Raw genomic sequence first — 21740 nt, 5'->3', positions numbered from 1 at the left:
AATAACTTAAATAGTTTTGGTTAATCAAAAAAGGTCGCTATCTAATGATAACGACCTTTTTTATTGGCGAAAAAAAGCCGCTTACTTTTACAAGTAAGCGGCTTTTAAATTTAAACCAATATTTATACTAATTTAGCAAGAATATCGTTAAATGTAGTGCTTGGACGCATCGCTTTAAAGGCTGCATCATCGTTAGGCTGGAAGTAACCGCCTAAATCAACTGCAGGGCCTTGCGCATCGTTAAGTTCACTTACGATTTGTTCTTTATTAGACTCAAGGTCGCTAGCAATTTGAGTAAACTGTGCTTTAAGTTCACTGTCATCATTTTGCTTAGCAAGTTCTTGTGCCCAGAATAAAGATAGGAAGAAATGAGAACCACGGTTATCAATTTCTTTCACTTTACGTGAAGGAGACTTGTTTTCTGCTAAGAAAGTACCAGTCGCTTTATCTAGTGTATCAGCAAGAACTTGTGCCTTGTTGTTACCCGTAGTTACGCTTAGGTGCTCAAGCGATGCAGCAAGTGCTAAAAATTCACCTAAAGAATCCCAACGTAAGTGGTTTTCTTTTTCGAATTGTTGAACATGCTTAGGTGCAGAACCACCCGCGCCAGTTTCAAATAATCCACCACCGTTCATAAGTGGAACAATTGAAAGCATTTTAGCGCTCGTACCTAGCTCTAAAATTGGGAATAAATCTGTAAGGTAATCACGTAAAACGTTACCTGTTACAGAAATAGTGTCTTTACCTTCTTTAATTCGCGCTAGTGAGAACAATGTTGCTTCAAGCGGTGCTAAAATTTGAATATCTAGGCCAGCTGTATCGTGATCTGGTAGGTATTTATTTACTTTTTTGATTAGCTCTGCATCATGTGCACGGTTTTCGTCTAACCAGAAAATAGCTGGAACGCCTGTTGCGCGTGCACGATTTACTGCAAGCTTAACCCAATCTTGGATTGGTGCGTCTTTAACCTGACACATGCGCCAAATATCGCCTTGCTCAACACTGTGCTCAAGTAATGTATTACCATTTGCATCAACAACACGGATAGAACCGTCAGCTTTAGCTTCAAACGTTTTATCGTGTGAACCGTATTCTTCAGCTTTTTGAGCCATAAGGCCAACGTTAGGTACGCTACCCATAGTTGTTGGATCAAACGCGCCATTTACTTTACAAAAATCAATAGTTGCTTGGTAAATACCCGAGTAACAACGATCTGGAATTACAAAGCTAGTGTCTTGTAATTTACCATCGTTATTCCACATTTGACCGCTTGAACGGATTGCAGCAGGCATAGAAGCATCGATGATCACGTCACTTGGTACGTGTAGGTTTGTAATACCACGGTCAGAATCAACCATAGCAATAGCAGGGCGGCTAGCGTAAACAGCTTGAATGTCCGCTTCAATTTCTTCGCGCTTAGCATCGTCTAATGTTTGAATTTTAGAATATACATCGCCTAAACCATTATTTACATCAACACCTAGCTCTTCAAAAAGCTCACCGTGTTTAGCAAATACATCTTTGTAGAATACTTTTACAGCGTGACCAAAGATAATTGGATCAGATACTTTCATCATTGTCGCTTTCATGTGAAGCGAGAATAAAACACCTTTTTCTTTAGCAGCGTCAATTTCAGCAGCTAAGAAAGCTTGAAGCTTAGAAGCGCTGATGCTTGATGCATCAATAACTTCGCCAGCTAAAAGAGGCGTGCTTTGTTTAAGTACAGAAACGTCGCCGTTAGTTGCAACATGTTCAATACGTACATCAGTGGCTGTATCAACAGTTACTGACTTTTCTGAACCAAAGAAGTCGCCTTCGCTCATGCTTGCAACATAAGACTCTGAATCTTTGCTCCACGCACCCATTGAATGCGGGTTGTTACGTGCATATTCTTTTACAGAACCTGGTGCGCGACGATCAGAGTTACCTTCACGTAGTACTGGGTTTACTGCACTGCCTTTGATTTTGTCGTAAGCAGCTTGAATTGCTTTTTCTTCATCATTTTTAGGTTCAACAGGGTATTCTGGAAGAGCGTAACCTTTTGCTTGAAGCTCTTTAATTACAGCGCGAAGCTGTGGTACAGATGCACTGATGTTTGGTAATTTGATGATGTTTGCTTCTGGTGTTTTAGCAAGCTCGCCAAGTTCAGCAAGTGCATCACCAATGCGTTGTTCTTGTGTTAAATAATCAGGGAAGCTAGCAATTACACGACCTGCTAATGAGATATCGCGAGTTTCAACTTCAACACCGGCCGCATTTGTATATGCTTGGATGATCGGTAGCAACGAGTAAGTTGCTAGTGCCGGAGCTTCGTCCGTTTTTGTATAGATAATTTTTGATGTCATCATCATTCCTAGATAGTAGACCGAAAAGGTCTTATTCAACAATGCAAAGAAAATCATTACTAATGAGTGAGTACATATTATTAAACATGTTAATGAATACATACGCTCGTAATGAATAGTTTGTTAGGTGTTGTTACTCAGCGTTGCTCTTTTATAAAAGCAGAATAGTCACACCTGACGAACTGGAATTGTATTTATAGCTAAAAAATTAACAAAAATAAATCAGCCTTTAGCCTAGTACATATAAAAGAGGCGACAAGTTGGATTAGTTGCTGCGTTAATACGCAATTTTTAGCACCAAGAGTGTAACAAGCTTAAATAAAAAGGGCTAGAGGTTGAGCATGCCCAATAAGCAGTTAAACAATCAACTCTTAGAACATTGGGGTATATAAAATAAATTCAAGGAAAAGGGTTGAATTTGAATGAAAAGAGGCAATAAATAGGGGAGAAGAGATAAGTTAGTATGCTTAAGGAATTAAGCGAGGATCTTAAAAGGTCACTCGCTTTAGTCGAACAAAACAATAGTCACTCAATAATGTCACCATCTGGGGCAATATTTTTAGCGTGTAGACCTTTAGGTCCTTGTTCTAATTCGAATGTTACATCTTGACCAGCTTTAAGCGTTTTATAACCGTCCATTACAATTGTTGAGTAATGAGCGAAAATATCATTCTCGCAGCCGTCTTCTACGATGAAACCAAAACCTTTAGCGTTGTTGAACCATTTAACTTTACCGCAAGCCATACTTCTACATCCTTCAATAAGTTGACTAATTTAGTTATTCTAAATTGTATTATTTGCTAGACTGACTAAGGTTTAATCAATCTACGTTTGACTGTAGTTTATTTAGCCAACCAGTCAAGTGTTTTGAGTTATTTTTTTAACATTTTATTTATTTTTTATTCAAGTTTGCTTGAGTTACAAAGACAAGACTATATTTAATTATGAGTGGTATGAAAGATTCAGGTGTTATCGATACAGTTCGCGACAGCGAAAAGCAAAAGCTACAGCCGCCGCGAAAATATAAAGTTGTTTTAAATAACGACGACTACACGCCGATGGACTTTGTAATAGAAGTTTTAACGACGTTTTTTAATATGGATAGCGATAGAGCAACCGACGTGATGCTTCAGGTTCATGAAAAAGGTAAGGGTATATGTGGTGTTTACAGCGCTGACGTAGCCCACACCAAAGCTGAACAAGTTAACCGCTACGCGCGTGATAACGAGCATCCACTGCTTTGTAGTTGTGAGCAGGAATAAATACCAATTAGGGTGATCAAACATCCGATTGTTGTGGTATAAATTATTATCTCAGTAAGGGGTTGCCAATGCTAAACAAAGACTTAGAACTCACATTAAATGCCGCGTTTCGTGAAGCGCGCACTCGCCGTCATGAGTTTATGACCGTAGAGCACCTTTTACTTGCGCTGTTAGATAATCCTTCTGCAGGAGAAGCCCTAAACGCGTGTGGTGTTAATATTTCTGGTTTAAAAACCGAATTATTAGAATTTATTGACGAAACAACACCCGTCATTCCAGATTTAGAAGAAGAGCGTGAAACTCAGCCAACACTTGGCTTTCAACGTGTATTACAACGCGCTGTGTTCCATGTGCAATCGTCAGGTAAAAATGAAGTCACTGGCGTGAATGTGCTAGTTGCTATTTTTTCTGAGCAAGAAAGCCAAGCTGTATATTTACTTAAAAAGCATGATGTATCGCGTTTAGACATCGTTAACTTTATTTCGCATGGTATTTCTAAAGCAGATGATGAATTAGGCAACGACAGCGACGATATTCATGATGAAGTGCAAGAAGTTCAAAATGAAGAAGCAAGCAAGCTAGACAGCTTTACAACTAACTTAAACGTTCAAGCTCGTGAAGGTAACATTGATCCACTGATCGGACGCGACAGCGAAGTAGAGCGCACGGTACAAGTATTGTGTCGTCGTAAAAAGAATAACCCATTACTTGTTGGTGAAGCGGGCGTTGGTAAAACAGCAATTGCTGAAGGCTTAGCGTATCGCATTGTTAATAAGCAAGTACCAGAAGTAATTGCAGATGCTGTTGTGTACTCGCTAGATATGGGTGCATTGCTTGCGGGTACTAAATACCGTGGCGACTTTGAAAAGCGCTTTAAAAGCTTACTAAAAGAGCTGCAAGCTGAGCCAGGCTCTATTTTATTTATTGATGAAATACATACCATAATCGGTGCCGGCGCGGCGTCTGGTGGTGTTATGGACGCATCAAACTTGCTTAAACCACTCCTTTCAAGTGGTAAGCTACGTTGTATGGGTTCAACAACTTACAACGAGTATAAAAATATTTTTGAGAAAGACCGTGCATTAGTACGTCGCTTTCAAAAAATTGATGTACTTGAGCCAAGTATTGCCGATACCACTAAAATATTAAACGGCTTAAAAGAGCGTTACGAAGAGCATCATGGCATTCGTTACACTCAAAAAGCATTAAAAGCAGCTGCAGAACTCAGTGCTAAATACATTAATGAGCGCCACTTGCCAGATAAAGCCATTGATGTAATTGATGAAGCCGGTGCAAGTCAGCGCCTGCAACCTAGCTCTAAACGTAAAAAAACCATTGGCGTAGCAGATATAGAATTAATTATATCTAAAATGGCACGTATCCCAGCGCAAAGCGTCTCGTCGACAGATAAAGAAACGCTTAAAAACTTAGACCGTAACCTTAAAATGCTCGTGTTTGGGCAGGATCAATCTATTGACGCACTTACATCAGCTATTCGTTTATCTCGCTCTGGTTTATCGAGCGAAGAAAAGCCAGTAGGTTCGTTCTTGTTTGCAGGGCCTACCGGTGTGGGTAAAACAGAAGTAACTAAGCAACTTGCTAAATGTATGGGTGTTGAGTTTATTCGTTTTGATATGTCGGAATATGTAGAACGCCATGCAATAAGTCGATTAATTGGTGCTCCACCAGGGTATGTTGGTTTTGAGCAAGGTGGTTTATTAACAGAAGCGGTTATTAAAAACCCACATGCTGTTGTACTTTTAGATGAGATTGAAAAAGCGCATCCAGACATTTACAACATTTTGCTACAGGTTATGGATCACGGTACGTTGACCGATAATAATGGCCGTAAAGCTGACTTTAGAAATGTAGTGGTTGTAATGACTACCAATGCGGGCGTTCAAGAAACTACGCGTAAGTCGATTGGTTTTACAGAGCAAGATCATACGCACGATGCAATGGGTGCAATTAATAAAGTATTTTCACCCGAATTTAGAAACCGTTTAGATAACATCATTTGGTTTAATCACCTTGAACGTGAAGTTATTCTACTGGTGGTTGATAAATTTATTGTGGAACTGCAAGCGCAGCTCGATAAAAAATCGGTTAATCTTGAACTGACGTCTAAAGCGCGTGAATGGCTTGCTGACAAAGGTTACGACAAAGCGATGGGCGCACGTCCAATGGCACGTGTTATTCAAGAAGAGCTTAAAAAGCAATTAGCTAACGAAATACTGTTTGGTGAACTTGTTGATGGCGGTACGGTTAAAGTATCAGTTAAAGACAAGAAGATTCGCTTTGATTACGAGAGTAATTTAACACCAGCGTAAAACGTTAATTAAATAATCTAGTTAAATAAAATGGCCCGCTACATAATAGCGGGCCATTTTTTTGCCCTTTTTATAGGCAACAAAAAACCCAGCAAAAACTGGGCTTTTTGTTTATTAAATGTAATTGCTAGTCAATGTCTATCAATTACATTTAATAAACGCTTAAAGCTAGTAAAACACTAGCCAAAAACTAAATCTCGTTTACGCACTTACTTAGCGAGCACGGAATACGATACGACCCTTTGATAAATCGTAAGGAGTCATTTCTACCGTTACTTTATCGCCGGTTAAAATACGGATATAGTTTTTGCGCATTTTGCCTGAAATATGAGCCACAACTACGTGACCATTTTCTAGCTCAACTCGGAACATTGTATTTGGTAAAGTATCAAGGACTGTCCCTTGCATTTCGATTACGTCTTCTTTCGCCATGTTTAGCGTAACACCTCTTTAATAGTTAAACGCTGCAGATTTTGCCCAAAATACTCCAATAAGTAAAGGCGCAGGGGCTATATTTGCAAATTAAATAGCCACCCACTCATCATTGAGCTGTTTTTGAGCAGGTAAAAACTGAGTTTTGTACTTCATTTTGTCGCATTCATCAATTTGATAGCCTAAGTACACGTATTGCTTATTTTGCTCTTTTGCAAACTTTAGCTGCTCTAATATCATCACAGAGCCTAAACTATAGTGTTCAAAGTCGGGGTCAAAAAAGGTATAAATTGCAGAAATAGCGCTATTCATACAATCAGTTACGGCAACCGCGACTAAAGTATCTTGGTGCCATAGTTCAATAAATGTGATCTTGAGCCAACTACAAAGCAAAAAACTTTGAAACTGTTCTTTTTCAGGAGGATACATACTTCCATCCTGATGACGCATCGTTATGTACTTGCTATAAAGTGGATAGTATTCAGGTCGCTCTTGCGTTGAATATTTTACCTCAAACTGTGTTTTTGCTTTGTTTAGTTTACGTTTTTGCGATTTTGAGGGCATAAAGTCTTGTGCTAATACACGTACAGAACTACATGCGCTGCATATTGGGCAGTGCGGACGGTATATTTGGTTACCACTGCGACGAAATCCCAAGCCTAATAATGACTCAAATTTATCGGTGCTGTAGCAACTGGGATCAAGAATAACTAAAAGTTGCTCTTGTCTGTTGGGTAAATAACTACAGTCAAACTCTTGGGTTAAACCAACACGTGCAGGAAGTTGCTCATTCATAGATTGCGTCAAGTTCTTGTGGCTCCCACATAATAGGGTTAACAGTATAGTTATGTGCAGCTTTTAGTTTAGTCAAAAATGTGGAACGGGGGATTACTTTTGCACCTAGGGTCATTAAATAAGGGTTTTCTAACTGGCAGTCAATAAAATGTGCATTATGCCGTTTAAGCCAATTTACCAGTGCCCACATAGCAAGCTTAGAGCAATTGGTTTGATGATGAAACATCGACTCGCCACAAAAAACACCATTTTGCATAATGCCGTATAAGCCACCTGCAAGCTCTCCGTTACTCCACACCTCTAAACTATGTGCAATGCCAGCATTGTGTGCATTAACGTAAGCGTCGAGCATGTCAGAGGTGATCCAGGTGCCATCGGTATCAAGGCGTTGATCGCGACAGGCTTCTATCACCTCTTCAAAGGCATTATTAATGGTTACTCTTACAGGGTGCTTTTTTAAATGTTTACGCAGGCTCTTACTTATATGAAAATCATTAAGCTCAAAAATGCCTCGCTCGCTGGGAGACCACCACATAATAGGCTCATCTTCACTAAACCAAGGGAATACTCCGCTTTTGTAGGCATTACTTAGGCGAGGTAAACTCAAATCTCCGCCAATTGCTAACAAGCCATCAGGGGATTCTAATGCGTATTCCGGATTGGGGAATGCTATATCGTTTTTGCTTAATTGGTATAGCTGATTTCTCATACAGTACTTATTTTATAATTGATCGTAAAAGTGTAACTATATTTTAGGCATAAAAAAAGGGCTGAATAATCAGCCCTATAATAATTTATTTAATTGCTTATAAATTATCTAAAAAACGTTCAGCATCAAGGGCAGCCATACAGCCTGTACCCGCAGATGTGATTGCTTGACGGTAAATGTGGTCAGACACATCACCTGCAGCAAAAACGCCTTCTACGCTTGTTTGAGTTGCGTTGCCGTGAAGACCAGACTCTACAACTAAGTAGCCATCTTTCATTTCTAGTTGGCCAACAAACATATCAGTATTTGGCTTGTGGCCAATGGCAATAAATACGCCAGCTAAATCTAGCTCTTCAGTTGCATCAGAGTGTGCATCTTTAATACGAACGCCGGTTACGCCCATTTGGTCGCCTAATACTTCGTCAAGCGTGCGGTTGTAATGCATTACAACGTTACCGTTTGCTGCTTTTTCAGCAAGGCGTTCAGCAAGTATTTTTTCACTGCGGAAACTATCACGACGATGAATAACATGTACTTCGTCAGCAATGTTAGATAAGTAAAGCGCTTCTTCAACCGCTGTATTACCACCACCAACAACCGCCACTTTTTGACCTTTATAGAAAAAGCCGTCACACGTAGCACATGCCGAAACACCACGGCCTTGGAAATTAGTTTCAGACTCTAGGCCCAAGTATTTAGCAGAAGCACCCGTTGCAATGATTAATGCATCACATGTGTAAGTACCTTGGTCGCCAGTTAGTGTGAAAGGGCGCTTAGATACATCTACTTTATTGATGTGATCGAATATGATTTCAGTTTCAAAGCGCTCAGCGTGCTCTTTCATACGATCCATTAACGCAGGACCTGTTAAACCGTGTGCATCACCAGGCCAGTTTTCAACTTCAGTTGTGGTTGTTAATTGGCCACCTTGTTGAATGCCTGTAATTAAAACAGGGTTTAAATTTGCACGTGCTGCATATACTGCGGCAGTATAACCAGCTGGGCCAGAGCCTAAAATTAGTAGCTTACAATGTTTTGCTTCAGTCATTATTTTTTCCTAAACGTTTAATACGGTCTTTAATGCGCTCGATTCTAAGAAAAACAAGGCAGATGTAAACAAAATCCGCGATTATTTTTTTTATCAAATCGAAAAGCTGTGCAGTATTGTGTACTAGAGTTATGTGCTTTTACAGTTAAAATGCCTAAGTAGCTCAATAAATAGACTAACAGGCAACAAAACAGCGTTATTTCATGACCCCTTTGATTTTTTTTGTTATGTTTTACCTAATTTTATTTGTCACTGATAGATTATGTGACCTAAGCAAATAGGCAACTATGTTATTTTGGCAGGAAAAACCCGCATTCGGGTTGACTTCAAAAGACGTTAACGTCTTAACCAATGCGCAAGATTACCGAACGCAATTGCTACGCTTGATAGCGAACGCAAAAAAACGAATTTATATTACTGCGTTGTATTTACAAGATGACGAAGCAGGTCGCGAAATTTTAGAAGCGCTGCATCGTGTGTCATTGGCAAACCCGGCACTTGAGGTAAAAGTGCTGGTGGATTTTCATCGTGCGCAACGTGGATTAATTGGCGCTGATAAATCAGACGGTAACGCAAGTTTATACTGTGACGATTTAGAAAAGTTTAAATCGAACGTACAAGTTTATGGCGTACCTGTAAAAGCTAAAGAATTATTTGGCGTATTGCATTTAAAAGGTTTTGTAATTGACGACACCTTACTTTACAGCGGCGCAAGCTTAAATAACGTGTACTTGCAATACAACGAGCGCTACAGGCTCGATCGTTACTTTTTGATAACGCAGAGCGAACTGTGTGACTCAGTAGTTGATTTTATTGAGACAAAGCTACTTTCATCAGTCGCTGTGCCACGTATAGACACGCGACCGCTTAAGCGTTTGCACGACTTTAAGCTTGATCAAAAGCAATTAATGCGTGATTTAAAAGTCGCAAGTTATAACGCAGCAGAGCAGCTAAATACGCAAGCATTAGGTATTCGCTTGTTTTTAGGACTCGGGCGTCGCAATAACGAGTTAAATCGTTTAATAAAAGCGTTATTTGATACAACAGAGCAAGAGCTTGTGTTGTATACGCCATACTTCAATTTTCCGGCACCGCTTATGCGATCGCTGCGCCGATTATTAAAGCAAGGCAAGCAAGTGACTATTGTTGTAGGCGATAAAACAGCAAATGACTTTTATTTACCGCCAAGCGAGCCGTTTAGTAAAATAGGGGCATTACCTTATTTATACGAAACTATTTTGCATAAATTTGTAAAAACGCAAAAGCGCCATATCGATAACGGTAATTTAAATGTGTATCTGTGGAAAGATGAAAGCAATTCGTTTCATTTAAAAGGTATTTGTTCAGATAGAACAAAACATTTACTGAGCGGGCATAACTTAAATCCGCGTGCATGGGGTCTTGATATCGAAAACGGTATTTTAATAGAAGATCCAGAGCAAACAATTATGGATGCTATTGATAACGAAAAGCAGGAAATTTTACAACACTGCCGACGTTTAACAGGCCCAGATGATTTAGAAACGATGGATGATTACCCACAGCCAGTTAAAAAACTACTTGGCCAAGCTAAGCGCGTAAAAGTAGATTTTATAATTAAGCGTTTTATCTAAACCAGTTTATCTAAATAAGCTTATATAAATCTGAAATTTAAATACAAAAAAAGCAGCTAATTAGCTGCTTTTTTTATGGGTTGTAGTTAGGTAGCTACATTATTTAATACCAACCTAACCACAAAACGCTAAATTATGCGTTTTCTACCGCTGTGCGTGGGTCAACATATTCCATGTTGAACGCTTCTGCTACTTCTTTGTAAGTTACTTGGCCTTTAATTACGTTTAAGCCTTTTAAGAAGTGAGCGTCATCTAGTAACGCCTTTTTATAACCTTTGTTTGCAAGGTTAATGATGAAAGGCAACGTTGCATTGTTAAGTGCAAACGTAGATGTGCGTGGAACAGCACCTGGCATGTTAGCAACACAGTAGTGAACAACTTCATCAACGATGAAAGTAGGATCAGCATGCGTCGTTGCTTTAGAAGTAGCAATACAGCCACCTTGGTCGATTGCAACGTCAACAATTGCAGAACCAGGTTTCATTGCTTTAATGTGCTCAGCAGTTACTAGTTTAGGTGCAGCTGCACCTGGGATTAGTACGCCACCAATTACTAAATCAGCTTCTAGTACGTGTTTTTCTAGAGCATCAGCAGTTGAGTAAATAGCTTTAACTTTATTACCAAATTGCGCGTCTAGTGCACGTAATACGTCGATGTTACGGTCAAGAACGACAACTTCAGCACCAAGACCAACAGCCATTTGGGCTGCACTACGACCAACCATGCCGCCGCCAATGATAACAACTTTAGCTGCTTCAACGCCTGGTACGCCACCTAGTAGCATGCCACGACCGTGGTTAGATTTTTCTAGCGCTTGTGCACCAGCTTGAATAGACATACGACCAGCAACTTCGCTCATAGGAGCAAGAAGCGGTAAACCACCGCGAGAGTCAGTTACAGTTTCGTATGCAATACAAATAGCTTTGCTTTTTACAAGGTCTTCAGTTTGTGGAAGATCAGGTGCAAGGTGTAAGTAAGTGAAAAGAATTTGGTCTTCACGTAGCATTGCACGTTCAACAGCTTGTGGCTCTTTTACTTTTACAATCATGTCTGCTTTAGCGAAAACGTCAGCAGCAGTTGCTAAAATTTCAGCACCCGCTAGCGTGTAATCTTCGTTAGTAAAACCAATACCCATGCCTGCATCAGTTTCTACAATCACTTGATGACCGTGGTTTACTAATTCACGAACACTCGCAGGAACCATACCTACACGGTATTCATGGTTTTTAATTTCTTTAGGAACACCAATAATCATATCATTTGCCTTATTAAGAACGGATTAACATTTTTCACTATTATATTCATCATAAGCCCGTGTGTCTCACCTTTTTTAAAGTCAAATCTAGTGTTATCATCTATATAACAAAAATAAACAGCATAAAAAACTAGTTGGCACTATGCATCAGTTATTAGATAGAATTGACCGTAAAATTTTAATGGAATTACAGCACGATGGACGCCTTTCAAATGTTGAACTGGCCAGACGAGTTGGCCTAAGCGCCACGCCCTGTCTGGAGCGAGTGAAAAAGCTAGAACGAGAAGGCTACATACTTGGCTATAAAGCAGTGGTCGATCCAGCTAAGCTTGGGCAAGGTTTATCGGTGTATGTAGAAGTAACAATTACTAAAACATCTCCCGACGTATTTGATGAGTTTAGTGCGGCCGTTAAAAAGCACGAAGAAATTATCGAATGTCATTTAGTATCGGGTAATTTTGATTTTTTACTTAAAACGCGCGTAAATGATATGTCAGAATACCGTGGTGTATTAGGTGACATATTATTAAAATTGCCTAACGTTAGTGAAAGCCGAACTTATGTAGTAATGGAAGAAGTAAAAGGTGAAGAAGGCGTAATTATTCGTCCTTATATTACTTAAGGTTATTTATATTAGCTGCGTCATTTGCTTATATAAGCTCAAATTATAAAAACTTGTTCATAATCAGGCCATCAAGGTTAAGATAAAGTGCAACAAATTGCATTTCCTGCTAAGGTATTTCACTGCTAAGTAAGTGTGAATAAAAATAGAATAATAAAGAGGAATAGGGAACTATGCGCCTAAACGGTGTGCAAAGACTATTAGAAACAGGGCTGATTATCAGCACCTTTACGGCAATATTTATTTTATGTGCCTTGATCAGCTTTGATCCAGCAGATGCTGCATGGTCGCAAACTAGTTTTAGCGAAGTAAGCAACATCACAGGAGCAGCCGGTGCATGGATAGCCGACATTTTATTACTCACCTTTGGTTGGTTGGCTTACTTAGTGCCAGCGGCCATCCAGCTATTTGGCTACTTGCTATTTAAACAACCTCACCGCATTTTACAGCTTGATTACACCACCTTAGCGCTGCGTGTTATTGGTTTTGCTTTATTTATCACCTCAGCTACCGCTATTAGTAGTATCAATTTTGACGATATTTATAACTTTTCCTCTGGTGGGGTAGTGGGCGATGTTATTGCATCAGCCATGATGCCTGCGTTTAACTTTACCGGTACATCTATATTATTGCTGTGTTTCTTTTTTGCCGGGCTTACCTTATTAACGGGTGTATCGTGGGTTGATTTTGTAGATTACCTTGGCGATTTAATGGTTAGGTTTTACCGCTTTATTGTATCGTACGCAAAAGGCTGGATGCACCGAGAACACGCTGCGGGCAAAGCAAATAATTACGATGAAGTAGACGCCCATTTTGAAGACGATATAAAAGAGCAAATAGAGCTGCCTACATCAGCTAAAAAAGCAGAGAAACAAAAAGCAATTAATAAACCGCAAACACCGTTTAATGAGCCTCAAATTAGTGAAGAGTTTATGCCGTTTGACGAGCTTGACGACATACTCGATCAAGAAATTGGCTTTAGCGCCATAGACGATCAGCCAATGGACACGGCTGCTGCATTAAATGCGCTTGACCAAAGCCCAGTTGTAGAGCCAGAAAAACCAGTTACAACAGTTGTATCGCCAGCAAGACCAATGCCTAAACCAAAAGCGCAATATCAACCACCACCAACGGCAAAAGAAAAGTTTGAGCAATTATTAACGCAAGAACCACCACCGGGGCCATTACCGTCGCTCGATTTACTCGACAGACCGGACAAAGCTAAAAACCCAATTTCGCAAGAAGAGCTCGATACAGTATCGCGCCTAGTAGAGACAAAACTACTCGACTTTAACGTACAAGCTAAAGTTGTAGCGGTATACCCAGGCCCTGTTGTTACTCGCTTTGAGCTGGATTTAGCGCCAGGTATTAAAGTGTCAAAAATTACAGGTTTAGCAAAAGATTTAGCCCGTTCGCTTTCGGCAATTAGTGTGCGTGTTGTAGAAGTTATACCGGGTAAAACATATGTTGGTATTGAGCTTCCTAATAAACACCGCGAAATAGTACGTTTGTCAGAAGTAATAAACGCACCTAAATTCGAGCAAAATCCATCGCCACTTACCATGGTGCTAGGTAAAGACATCGCCGGTCAGCCTGTCTGTGCTGATTTAGGTAAAATGCCACATTTATTGGTAGCCGGTACAACTGGTTCAGGTAAATCAGTGGGCGTTAATGTCATGATAGTAAGCTTGCTTTACAAATCGGGCCCTGACGATGTACGTATGATTATGATTGACCCTAAAATGCTTGAGCTATCAGTATACGAAGGCATTCCGCATTTATTGTGTGAAGTAGTCACCGACATGAAAGAAGCCGCTAACGCACTGCGTTGGTGTGTGGGCGAGATGGAACGTCGTTATAAATTAATGTCAGCATTGGGTGTGCGTAACTTAAAAGGTTACAACCAAAAAGTGCTTGAAGCCAATGAAGCAGGTTATCCAATTCTTGACCCATTATTTAAAGACACCGATGGCATGAAAGAAGGCCCGGAAGAACTTGGTAAGTTACCAAGTATTGTTGTAGTAATAGACGAATTTGCCGACATGATGATGATTGTTGGTAAAAAAGTAGAAGAGCTGATTGCCCGCATAGCCCAAAAAGCACGTGCGGCAGGTATTCATTTAATACTGGCAACGCAGCGCCCTTCGGTAGATGTAATAACCGGTTTAATTAAAGCAAATATACCAACGCGTATGGCGTTTCAGGTGTCTAGCAAAATAGACTCGCGTACCATACTTGACCAACAAGGCGCAGAAAACTTACTGGGCATGGGCGATATGCTTTATTTACCACCAGGTACTAGCGTACCAGAGCGTGTACATGGCGCGTTTGTAGACGACCATGAAGTACACGCCGTAGTAAACGATTGGAAAGCGCGTGCTAAGCCAAATTACGTTGATGAAATACTCAATGGTGATGCCAGTGAAGATATTTTATTGCCAGGTGAAGCAAGCGAAAATGCAGACGAAGAGAACGATCCGTTATACGACGAAGCCGTGTCGTTTGTAATTGAAACCGGCAAGGTATCGGTATCGTCAGTGCAACGTAAACTGCGTGTTGGCTATAACCGCGCAGCACGTTTAGTCGAACAAATGGAAACATCGGGTATCGTGAGTTCACCAGGTCATAATGGCGCTCGCGATGTATTAGTACCTAATGGAGCAAATTAATGAAAAAATTTAACGCCTTATTATTAGTGTTAGGCAGCGTACTTGCCGCACCAAGCTTTGCTGACGACAGCCAAGCATTACAAGACAGACTTGCCACTTTAAAAAGTTTTAAAGCGCAGTTTGCACAAAAAGTAACAGACAAAGAAGGTCAAGCAGTTATGCAAGGCGAGGGCACAATAGCGCTTCAACAGCCTATGATGATTCGCTGGCAGCAAACAAACCCAGACGATACATTATTTGTATCAAACGGCGATAAAACCTATTACTTCGACAGCTTTGCTGAGCAAGTAACTATTATGAAAACCAGCAGCCTAATCGATTCAACTCCGTTTGTGCTGCTTACATCAAAAGACCCAGCACAATGGGAAAAATACAGCGTACTTGCAACAAATACAGGCTTTAGTGTAACGCCAAATAAAGGCGTAGAAAGCCAAGTAGAACAACTTGATATAGCGTTTTCAGGTGCGGGTAAAGAGCAAGGCCTTGCTAAACTAGTCGTTACCGACAACTCAGGGCAGCTATCGTCATTTACGTTTAACAATGCCCAAGTTAATACGCCGCTTGATAAAAGCACTTTTGAATTTACGCCTCCTGAAGGTGTTGAAATAGACGATCAGAGTAACGGTGAGTAATTTAGGATTTAATTTTGGGCCCGATGTACGGCCACTTGCTGCGCGTATGCGCCCCACAACGCTTGACGAGTACATTGGTCAGCAACACTTATTAAGTGCTGATAAACCACTGCATCAAGCCATTGTCGCGGGGCGATGCCATAGTTTAATTTTATGGGGCCCGCCGGGTGTAGGTAAAACAACACTTGCGCAAATAATTGCCAACCATGCTGATGCCTCACTTATTCAAATGTCGGCAGTAACCGCAGGCGTAAAAGATATACGTGACAGCGTAACGCAAGCGCGCGATAACCTAGAAAGCCGTGGCCAACGCACCCTTATGTTTGTTGACGAGGTTCATCGCTTTAATAAATCCCAACAAGATGCGTTTTTACCGCACATAGAAGACGGCACCTTTATATTTGTAGGTGCAACCACCGAAAACCCATCGTTTGCCCTTAACAACGCTATATTGTCGCGTGCACGTGTGTATGTTTTAAAATCGCTTGCCGATACCGACTTATACACCGTAATAGAACGTGCACTTAAACAAGACGAGCAGCTAATCCAAAAACATATCACTATTGCCGACAACGCTAAAAAGGCACTGTGCCAAGCAAGTGGCGGCGATGCGCGTAAAGTACTTAATTTACTAGAACAAGCGGTTGATTTAACAACCGAGCAAAACGGTCAATACAACGTAGACGAGCACGTACTTAGCCAAGTGTTACCAACGCATTTAGCCAAATACGATAAAGGCGGCGATGAATTTTACGATTTAATATCAGCCTTTCATAAATCAGTACGTGGTAGCTCTCCCGATGGTGCACTGTATTGGTATTGCCGAATTTTAGCCGGTGGCGGCGACCCTTTGTATGTAGCAAGGCGTTTACTTGCCATTGCAACAGAAGACATTGGTAACGCCGATCCGCGTGCGATGGAAGTGGCCTTAAATGCATGGGATATATTTCAGCGAGTAGGCCCAGGCGAAGGTGAGCGTGCAATTGCACAAGCCACATTGTATTTAGCCAGCGCACCCAAAAGTAATGCAGTGTATATGGCGTTTAATCAAGCCAAAGCAGACGCTCAAAACGAGCCAAGTTACCCCGTACCAGAGCATTTACGTAATGCCCCAACTAATTTAATGAAAGACTTAGGGTATGGCGCTGAGTACCGTTATGCGCATAATGAAGAAGGTGCGTTTGCCGCAGGTGAAAAATATTTACCACCTGAAATGGATGGCAAAGAATATTACCTACCGAGCGAACGCGGACTTGAACAAAAAATCAAACAAAAACTCGATTACCTAAAAGAGCGCGATGCGCAAAGCCCACTTAAACGGTACGAAAATGATTAAACTTTATATGATGATCGCCCTTGGCGGAGCCTCAGGTGCGTGTTTACGGTTTTTTATTAGCGAAAGCATGCTAAAACTCCTCGGTAGGGGATTCCCTTTTGGCACGTTGACGGTTAATATTCTGGGTTCATTGTTAATGGGCATTTTGTACGGTTTGATAGATAAAGAAATTATCACCGCCAGCCCCGTCAAAACTCTTATCGGTATTGGCTTTTTAGGTGCATTAACCACCTTTTCAACATTCTCAATGGACTCGTTGTTGTTATTACAACAAGGTCACTTTATTAAAATGGCCCTCAATATCATCCTAAACGTGATGGTGTGTATTTTTATGGCTTGGCTGGGCCTTCAGCTAGTAATGCAAAAAGGTTAAAAAACTAACATGTTAGATTCTAAATTTTTACGTCAAGACATCGAACAAACTGCAGCACGTTTAGCGGCGCGCGGTTACGAACTCGATGTCGCGACGGTAACGGCACTTGAAGAAAAACGCAAAACATTACAAGTAAAAACGCAAGAACTTCAAAGTCAACGTAATGCAAGCGCAAAAGCAATTGGTCAAGCCAAAGCTAAAGGCGAAGACGCACAGCCACTACTTGATGCAGTGGCTAACTTAGGCAGTGAGCTAGACGCCGCTAAAACAGAGCAAGATGAAGTATTAGCCGCAATTAACGACATTGCTTTAGCAATTCCAAACTTGCCAGACGAGTCGGTACCCGCAGGTAAAGACGAAGACGACAACGTTGAAATTTTAACGTGGGGCACACCTAAAAAGTTTGATTTTGAAGTTAAAGACCACGTAGATGTAGGCCAAGACCTAAACGGTTTAGACTTTGAAATGGGCGTTAAAATTAGTGGCGCACGCTTTACCGTAATGCGCGGCCAAGTTGCGCGTATGCACCGTGCACTCACGCAATTTATGCTAGATACACACGCTGATAAAAACGGCTACACAGAAATGTATGTACCGTACCTAGTAAATAGCGCAAGCCTTTACGGCACGAGCCAACTACCTAAATTTGCAGGCGATTTGTTCCACACATTAGGCCTTGTAAATGACGACGGCGAACAACAAGCCGGCTTTAGCTTAATTCCTACAGCTGAAGTACCGCTTACAAACAGCGCACGCGACGAAATTTACGATGAAAGCGATTTACCAATTCGCTTAGTTGCCCACACTCCGTGTTTCAGAAGTGAAGCAGGCAGCTATGGTCGCGATACACGTGGCTTAATTCGTCAGCATCAGTTTGATAAAGTTGAACTTGTACAACTTGTAAAACCAGAAGACTCAATGGCAACGCTTGAAGAGTTAACAGGTCACGCAGAGCAAATACTACAAGCATTAGAACTTCCGTACCGTAAAGTAATTTTATGTATGGGCGACATGGGCTTTGGCTCAGCTAAAACATACGATTTAGAAGTATGGTTACCTGCGCAAGATACATACCGCGAAATTTCATCATGTTCAAACATGGCTGACTTTCAGGCGCGTAGAATGCAAGCACGTTTTCGTCGTGAAGGTGTTAAAAAGCCAGAGTTACTACATACACTAAATGGTTCAGGCTTAGCCGTTGGCCGTACACTAGTAGCCATACTAGAAAACTACCAACAAGCCGATGGCACAGTAGTAGTACCAGAAGTATTACGCCCATACATGGGTGGACTTGAAGTAATTGGTAAGCAATAAAATCAAGTTTAAGTTAAGCAAGCTTTAAGCTTTAAGCTTGTAAGTCTTAAGACGAAAGCCGCTGTTTGCAATGAACAGCGGCTTTTTTGTTTTAGGTTAAAGGTAATAAGGTTCAGTTAATATGTAGGACGTGCTTTAGCGCGTTATAGTTCTTTAACAAAAATATGCACCTTTCTTTTTTATCAGTTTCTAGCGCTACATTTTACGAGTTTACTAAATGATTTAAACATAACTTCACTTGAGTATCTCCCATAGAGCCAGTACGTGTTGCATATTGTTAAAGCAGATATAGGCAGTTAACCAAAAAAGATAAGCTTCAATAATGCTCTTTGTGTAGTTTGTAACAATAGTTATTGCTATACATATGGCCTTTAATCGTGGTTAGAAAGAGAGATTTCATAAATAATATTCAACTTTCAAATACACTGTGTGTGAACAGTGTTTTGTCCAATAACATTATTAAAAGTCGTTTTGGTGTATTTTAACAGCGAGCATTTTATAACATACGTAATTACTTGTTTACATTAGAGTTATTTAGTGGAATTATTGAGCCATGTAATATACGCCGTTTTGGGGTGTTATAAACCCCCAAAGTGGTGTTCAATAAGCTGTTGAACAAAGCCGCTACGCGGAGCTAGCAACCTCCAGCATAATTGCCACACTTGTCATTGGGACTTCCCCCTATTCACCGGAGAAAACCAATGACCCCATTAAGACAACGCGTCATAGACGAGATCCGTTTAAGAGGCTACTCACCACGTACCGAAGAATCTTATATAAATGCACTTGCTCAGTTAGCTAATTACTACGATAAATCGCCTGACTTAATTAATAAGGAAGAGCTTGAGGCGTATTTTAGGTATGTAAATCTAACACAGCACTTGTCGCGTGCAACGATTGCAGTAAAACTCAATGCCGTTAATTTTTTATATAAATATGTACTACAGCGCTCATTCAGCATTGATATCGTATTGCCTAAAAAGGCACACACAATACCGATATTATTAACACGAGATGAGGTTCATCGTCTGTTCTTAAATATGGCATCTGCACAGCAAAAAGTCATGCTTTGTATTTGCTATGGGTGTGGGCTCAGAATAAGTGAATTACTGAATTTACGGGTTGTTGATATTGAATTTAGCCAAGACTGCCTATGGGTTAGAGCAGGAAAAGGCAATAAAGACCGTCGTGTCATATTACCTAAAAGTGCAGCAAGGCGGTTAAACGCTTACATAGCAGGCTTTTCCCTTGGCAGTATACTGTTTTGTACCAACTGGGATAAAGAAAAAGCGATTGATGCAAAAACGTTTAGTCGTGGATTAAAACGTGCGGTAACGCGTGCTGAAATTACAAAAAATGTATCCGCGCATAGCTTGCGCCATGCTTATGCTACACATCAAATTGAAGCTGGTATGCCGCTTCATCAGTTACAAAAACAGCTCGGACATACGAGTATTCGTACGACAGAGCGTTATTTGCATTGGTTGCCAGAGATGGCACATAGTAGCCATGATTTAATGGCTGCGTGGGAGGAGGATTAAGATGGCAACAATGCATCATGTCGCGGATGTCTTAGCGCAACACCTCAGTCACTATAAAAAAGTCCATGCATTAACCTATCAACAACAGCGAGTGTGTCAGCATATACAGGACTGTCGAACCGTAAAGTTAGGCGCTCAGCAATGGCAGTGTGATCGCTGCGATCATAATAAAACGGTGTACTGCGCATGCAGAGATAGACACTGTCCGCAGTGCCAAGGGCATGTTAGCGATCAATGGAGTGAACAACAAAGTAAGGATGTCATCAATGCGCCTTATTTTCATCTGGTATTTACACTCCCTCATGAACTAAATGGATTAGCAAGGCAATATCCGCGTGAGATTTACAGCTGTTTATTTCATGCTGTATGGCAAACCCTTAGTCAGTTTGCGCAGCGTAAAAAACAGCTACAAGGCACGTTAGGAATGACTGCGGTCTTACATACATGGGGGCAAAGCCTTGCTCAACATATTCATTTGCACTGTTTAATTCCAGGTGGCGTATTAACATCGTCAGGTGAGTGGCGGGGTGTTAAAAAGCCGTATTTATTTGCAGTAAAAGCCTTAGCAACCGTGTTTAGAGCAAAAATGCTAGCAGCCATTAGGGCGCATAAACTAACGATACCTCAAAACGAATTGTTAATGACAAAATCATGGTGTGTACACAGCAAAGTGAATTTGACCGAAGCGAAAACGGTGTTGAAATACCTTGGACGCTACACACGTAAAGGCATGTTGCATGAAGGACGGCTTAAGCAAGTAACAAAAGATGATGTCACGTTTAGTTATAAAGACTACCGAGACAGCAAAATAAAGCGAATGACATTAACAGGCATAGAATTTATTAGGCGCTATTTACTGCATGTGCTCCCAAGTGGGTTTATGCGAATACGGCACTACGGGTTTTTAGCCAGTGCGTGTAGAGCAAAGAAACGGGGTATTATCAGCGCACAAACAGACAAGCATGAGACTAAAAATAAGGGAAAGTCAGATACAACAGGTGCGATGAGAGTTAATTGGCCGTGCCCATCATGTAAGCAAGGGCAGTTGATAATGAAAAGCCTCTGTATAAAGGATGCAAAAATAGACGGCCTAGCGACGGGAGGCATAATAATGAATAGTGGTTGAGTAGTAAGTCGAACACTTAAAAACAATTCGTTAAATAAGTTGGTGTGACAGAAGATCAGCTTAAATGCGGTGTTGCCTAAAATAAATAAAAAGGATGACAGAAGACAATAAGCAGGCAGAAACGATATAAAAGAACGTAGAAATGTAATTAATAAACAGTAATTAACCCGTTTAGTAGTAAAAGGGTGTCCAATAAAACTGCAATCGACAACTTCCCTAAAAAAGAGAATTCCTATAGCATTAAACATACCAATAAAAACGTTGAGTGAGGAGCATGCTTCGTTCAACAAGGTATTTATACGATACAAACAACGTAACGTATAAATACTAAGACGTTA

Annotated in this window: 18 protein-coding genes; 11 read left to right on the top strand and 7 right to left on the bottom strand. The window is 40.7% G+C overall.

Annotation, left to right across the window (positions count from 1 at the left end; genetic code table 11):
• Positions 1-122: 122 nt before the first annotated feature.
• Together L659_RS0109170 and cspD are read right to left on the bottom strand one after the other, a co-directional pair.
• On the bottom strand, positions 123-2345 hold the full coding sequence (locus L659_RS0109170) for an NADP-dependent isocitrate dehydrogenase (RefSeq protein WP_007585113.1): 2223 nt from the start codon (positions 2343-2345) through the stop codon (positions 123-125).
• A gap of 525 nt (positions 2346-2870) precedes the next feature.
• Positions 2871-3089: a cold shock domain-containing protein CspD gene (gene cspD, locus L659_RS0109165; protein WP_002962500.1), complete on the bottom strand. Its 219-nt coding sequence runs from the start codon at positions 3087-3089 to the stop codon at positions 2871-2873.
• A gap of 209 nt (positions 3090-3298) precedes the next feature.
• On the opposite strand from cspD, the gene clpS reads away from it, so the two are divergent.
• Together clpS and clpA are read left to right on the top strand one after the other, a co-directional pair.
• Positions 3299-3607, top strand: coding sequence for an ATP-dependent Clp protease adapter ClpS (gene clpS / locus L659_RS0109160; protein ID WP_007585109.1), 309 nt, complete (start codon positions 3299-3301; stop codon positions 3605-3607).
• A 68-nt stretch (positions 3608-3675) separates the two neighbouring features.
• Complete coding sequence (clpA, locus tag L659_RS0109155; RefSeq protein ID WP_024590330.1) at positions 3676-5937, top strand: ATP-dependent Clp protease ATP-binding subunit ClpA; 2262 nt, start codon at positions 3676-3678, stop codon at positions 5935-5937.
• Positions 5938-6150: 213 nt separating this feature from the next.
• Here clpA and infA read toward each other — a convergent pair whose 3' ends face one another.
• The 4 genes from infA to trxB form a co-directional block, all read right to left on the bottom strand.
• Positions 6151-6369 carry a translation initiation factor IF-1 gene (gene infA / locus L659_RS0109145; RefSeq protein ID WP_002962494.1) on the bottom strand — a complete coding sequence of 73 codons (219 nt, stop codon included), beginning with the start codon at positions 6367-6369 and terminating at the stop codon, positions 6151-6153.
• A gap of 90 nt (positions 6370-6459) precedes the next feature.
• Positions 6460-7164 (bottom strand): arginyltransferase, encoded by a 705-nt coding sequence (locus L659_RS0109140; RefSeq protein WP_010552618.1) that lies wholly within the window; start codon positions 7162-7164, stop codon positions 6460-6462.
• Positions 7157-7873, bottom strand: coding sequence for a leucyl/phenylalanyl-tRNA--protein transferase (gene aat / locus L659_RS0109135; protein ID WP_024590329.1), 717 nt, complete (start codon positions 7871-7873; stop codon positions 7157-7159). The genes L659_RS0109140 and aat overlap by 8 nt, the downstream gene beginning before the upstream one ends.
• A 97-nt stretch (positions 7874-7970) precedes the next feature.
• The gene (trxB, locus tag L659_RS0109130; RefSeq protein WP_024590328.1) at positions 7971-8921 is read right to left on the bottom strand and encodes a thioredoxin-disulfide reductase; all 951 of its coding nucleotides are present in this window, start codon (positions 8919-8921) and stop codon (positions 7971-7973) included.
• A gap of 287 nt (positions 8922-9208) precedes the next feature.
• Here trxB and pssA point away from each other — a divergent pair, with 287 nt between their 5' ends.
• Positions 9209-10534, top strand: coding sequence for a CDP-diacylglycerol--serine O-phosphatidyltransferase (gene pssA / locus L659_RS0109125; RefSeq protein WP_024590327.1), 1326 nt, complete (start codon positions 9209-9211; stop codon positions 10532-10534).
• Between the two features lie 133 nt (positions 10535-10667).
• Here pssA and ald read toward each other — a convergent pair whose 3' ends face one another.
• A complete protein-coding gene (gene ald / locus L659_RS0109120) occupies positions 10668-11789 on the bottom strand; it encodes an alanine dehydrogenase (RefSeq protein ID WP_010552621.1) in 1122 nt (373 codons plus the stop codon).
• 142 nt (positions 11790-11931) lie between these two features.
• On the opposite strand from ald, the gene lrp reads away from it, so the two are divergent.
• From lrp to L659_RS0109080, 8 genes are all read left to right on the top strand, one after another.
• Positions 11932-12411 (top strand): leucine-responsive transcriptional regulator Lrp, encoded by a 480-nt coding sequence (gene lrp / locus L659_RS0109115; RefSeq protein WP_007582985.1) that lies wholly within the window; start codon positions 11932-11934, stop codon positions 12409-12411.
• 173 nt (positions 12412-12584) lie between these two features.
• Positions 12585-15080 (top strand): DNA translocase FtsK, encoded by a 2496-nt coding sequence (locus tag L659_RS0109110; RefSeq protein ID WP_024590326.1) that lies wholly within the window; start codon positions 12585-12587, stop codon positions 15078-15080.
• A complete protein-coding gene (gene lolA / locus L659_RS0109105; RefSeq protein WP_024590325.1) occupies positions 15080-15712 on the top strand; it encodes an outer membrane lipoprotein chaperone LolA in 633 nt (210 codons plus the stop codon). The genes L659_RS0109110 and lolA overlap by 1 nt, the downstream gene beginning before the upstream one ends.
• Positions 15705-17048 carry a replication-associated recombination protein A gene (locus L659_RS0109100; RefSeq protein ID WP_024590324.1) on the top strand — a complete coding sequence of 448 codons (1344 nt, stop codon included), beginning with the start codon at positions 15705-15707 and terminating at the stop codon, positions 17046-17048. Before lolA ends, L659_RS0109100 begins: the two co-directional genes overlap by 8 nt.
• Positions 17041-17421 (top strand): fluoride efflux transporter CrcB, encoded by a 381-nt coding sequence (crcB, locus tag L659_RS0109095; protein ID WP_024590323.1) that lies wholly within the window; start codon positions 17041-17043, stop codon positions 17419-17421. Before L659_RS0109100 ends, crcB begins: the two co-directional genes overlap by 8 nt.
• A 9-nt stretch (positions 17422-17430) precedes the next feature.
• On the top strand, positions 17431-18735 hold the full coding sequence (gene serS, locus L659_RS0109090; protein WP_002962971.1) for a serine--tRNA ligase: 1305 nt from the start codon (positions 17431-17433) through the stop codon (positions 18733-18735).
• A gap of 701 nt (positions 18736-19436) precedes the next feature.
• The gene (locus L659_RS0109085; protein WP_010552625.1) at positions 19437-20276 is read left to right on the top strand and encodes a tyrosine-type recombinase/integrase; all 840 of its coding nucleotides are present in this window, start codon (positions 19437-19439) and stop codon (positions 20274-20276) included.
• 1 nt (position 20277) lies between these two features.
• Positions 20278-21402 carry an IS91 family transposase gene (locus L659_RS0109080; RefSeq protein WP_024590281.1) on the top strand — a complete coding sequence of 375 codons (1125 nt, stop codon included), beginning with the start codon at positions 20278-20280 and terminating at the stop codon, positions 21400-21402.
• Positions 21403-21740 lie beyond the last annotated feature (338 nt).

This window comes from Pseudoalteromonas sp. S8-8, from assembly GCF_000497875.1.
In the GTDB taxonomy this organism is placed as follows: Bacteria; Pseudomonadota; Gammaproteobacteria; order Enterobacterales; family Alteromonadaceae; genus Pseudoalteromonas; species Pseudoalteromonas arctica.
This window is presented reverse-complemented; position numbering and strand designations above follow the sequence as displayed.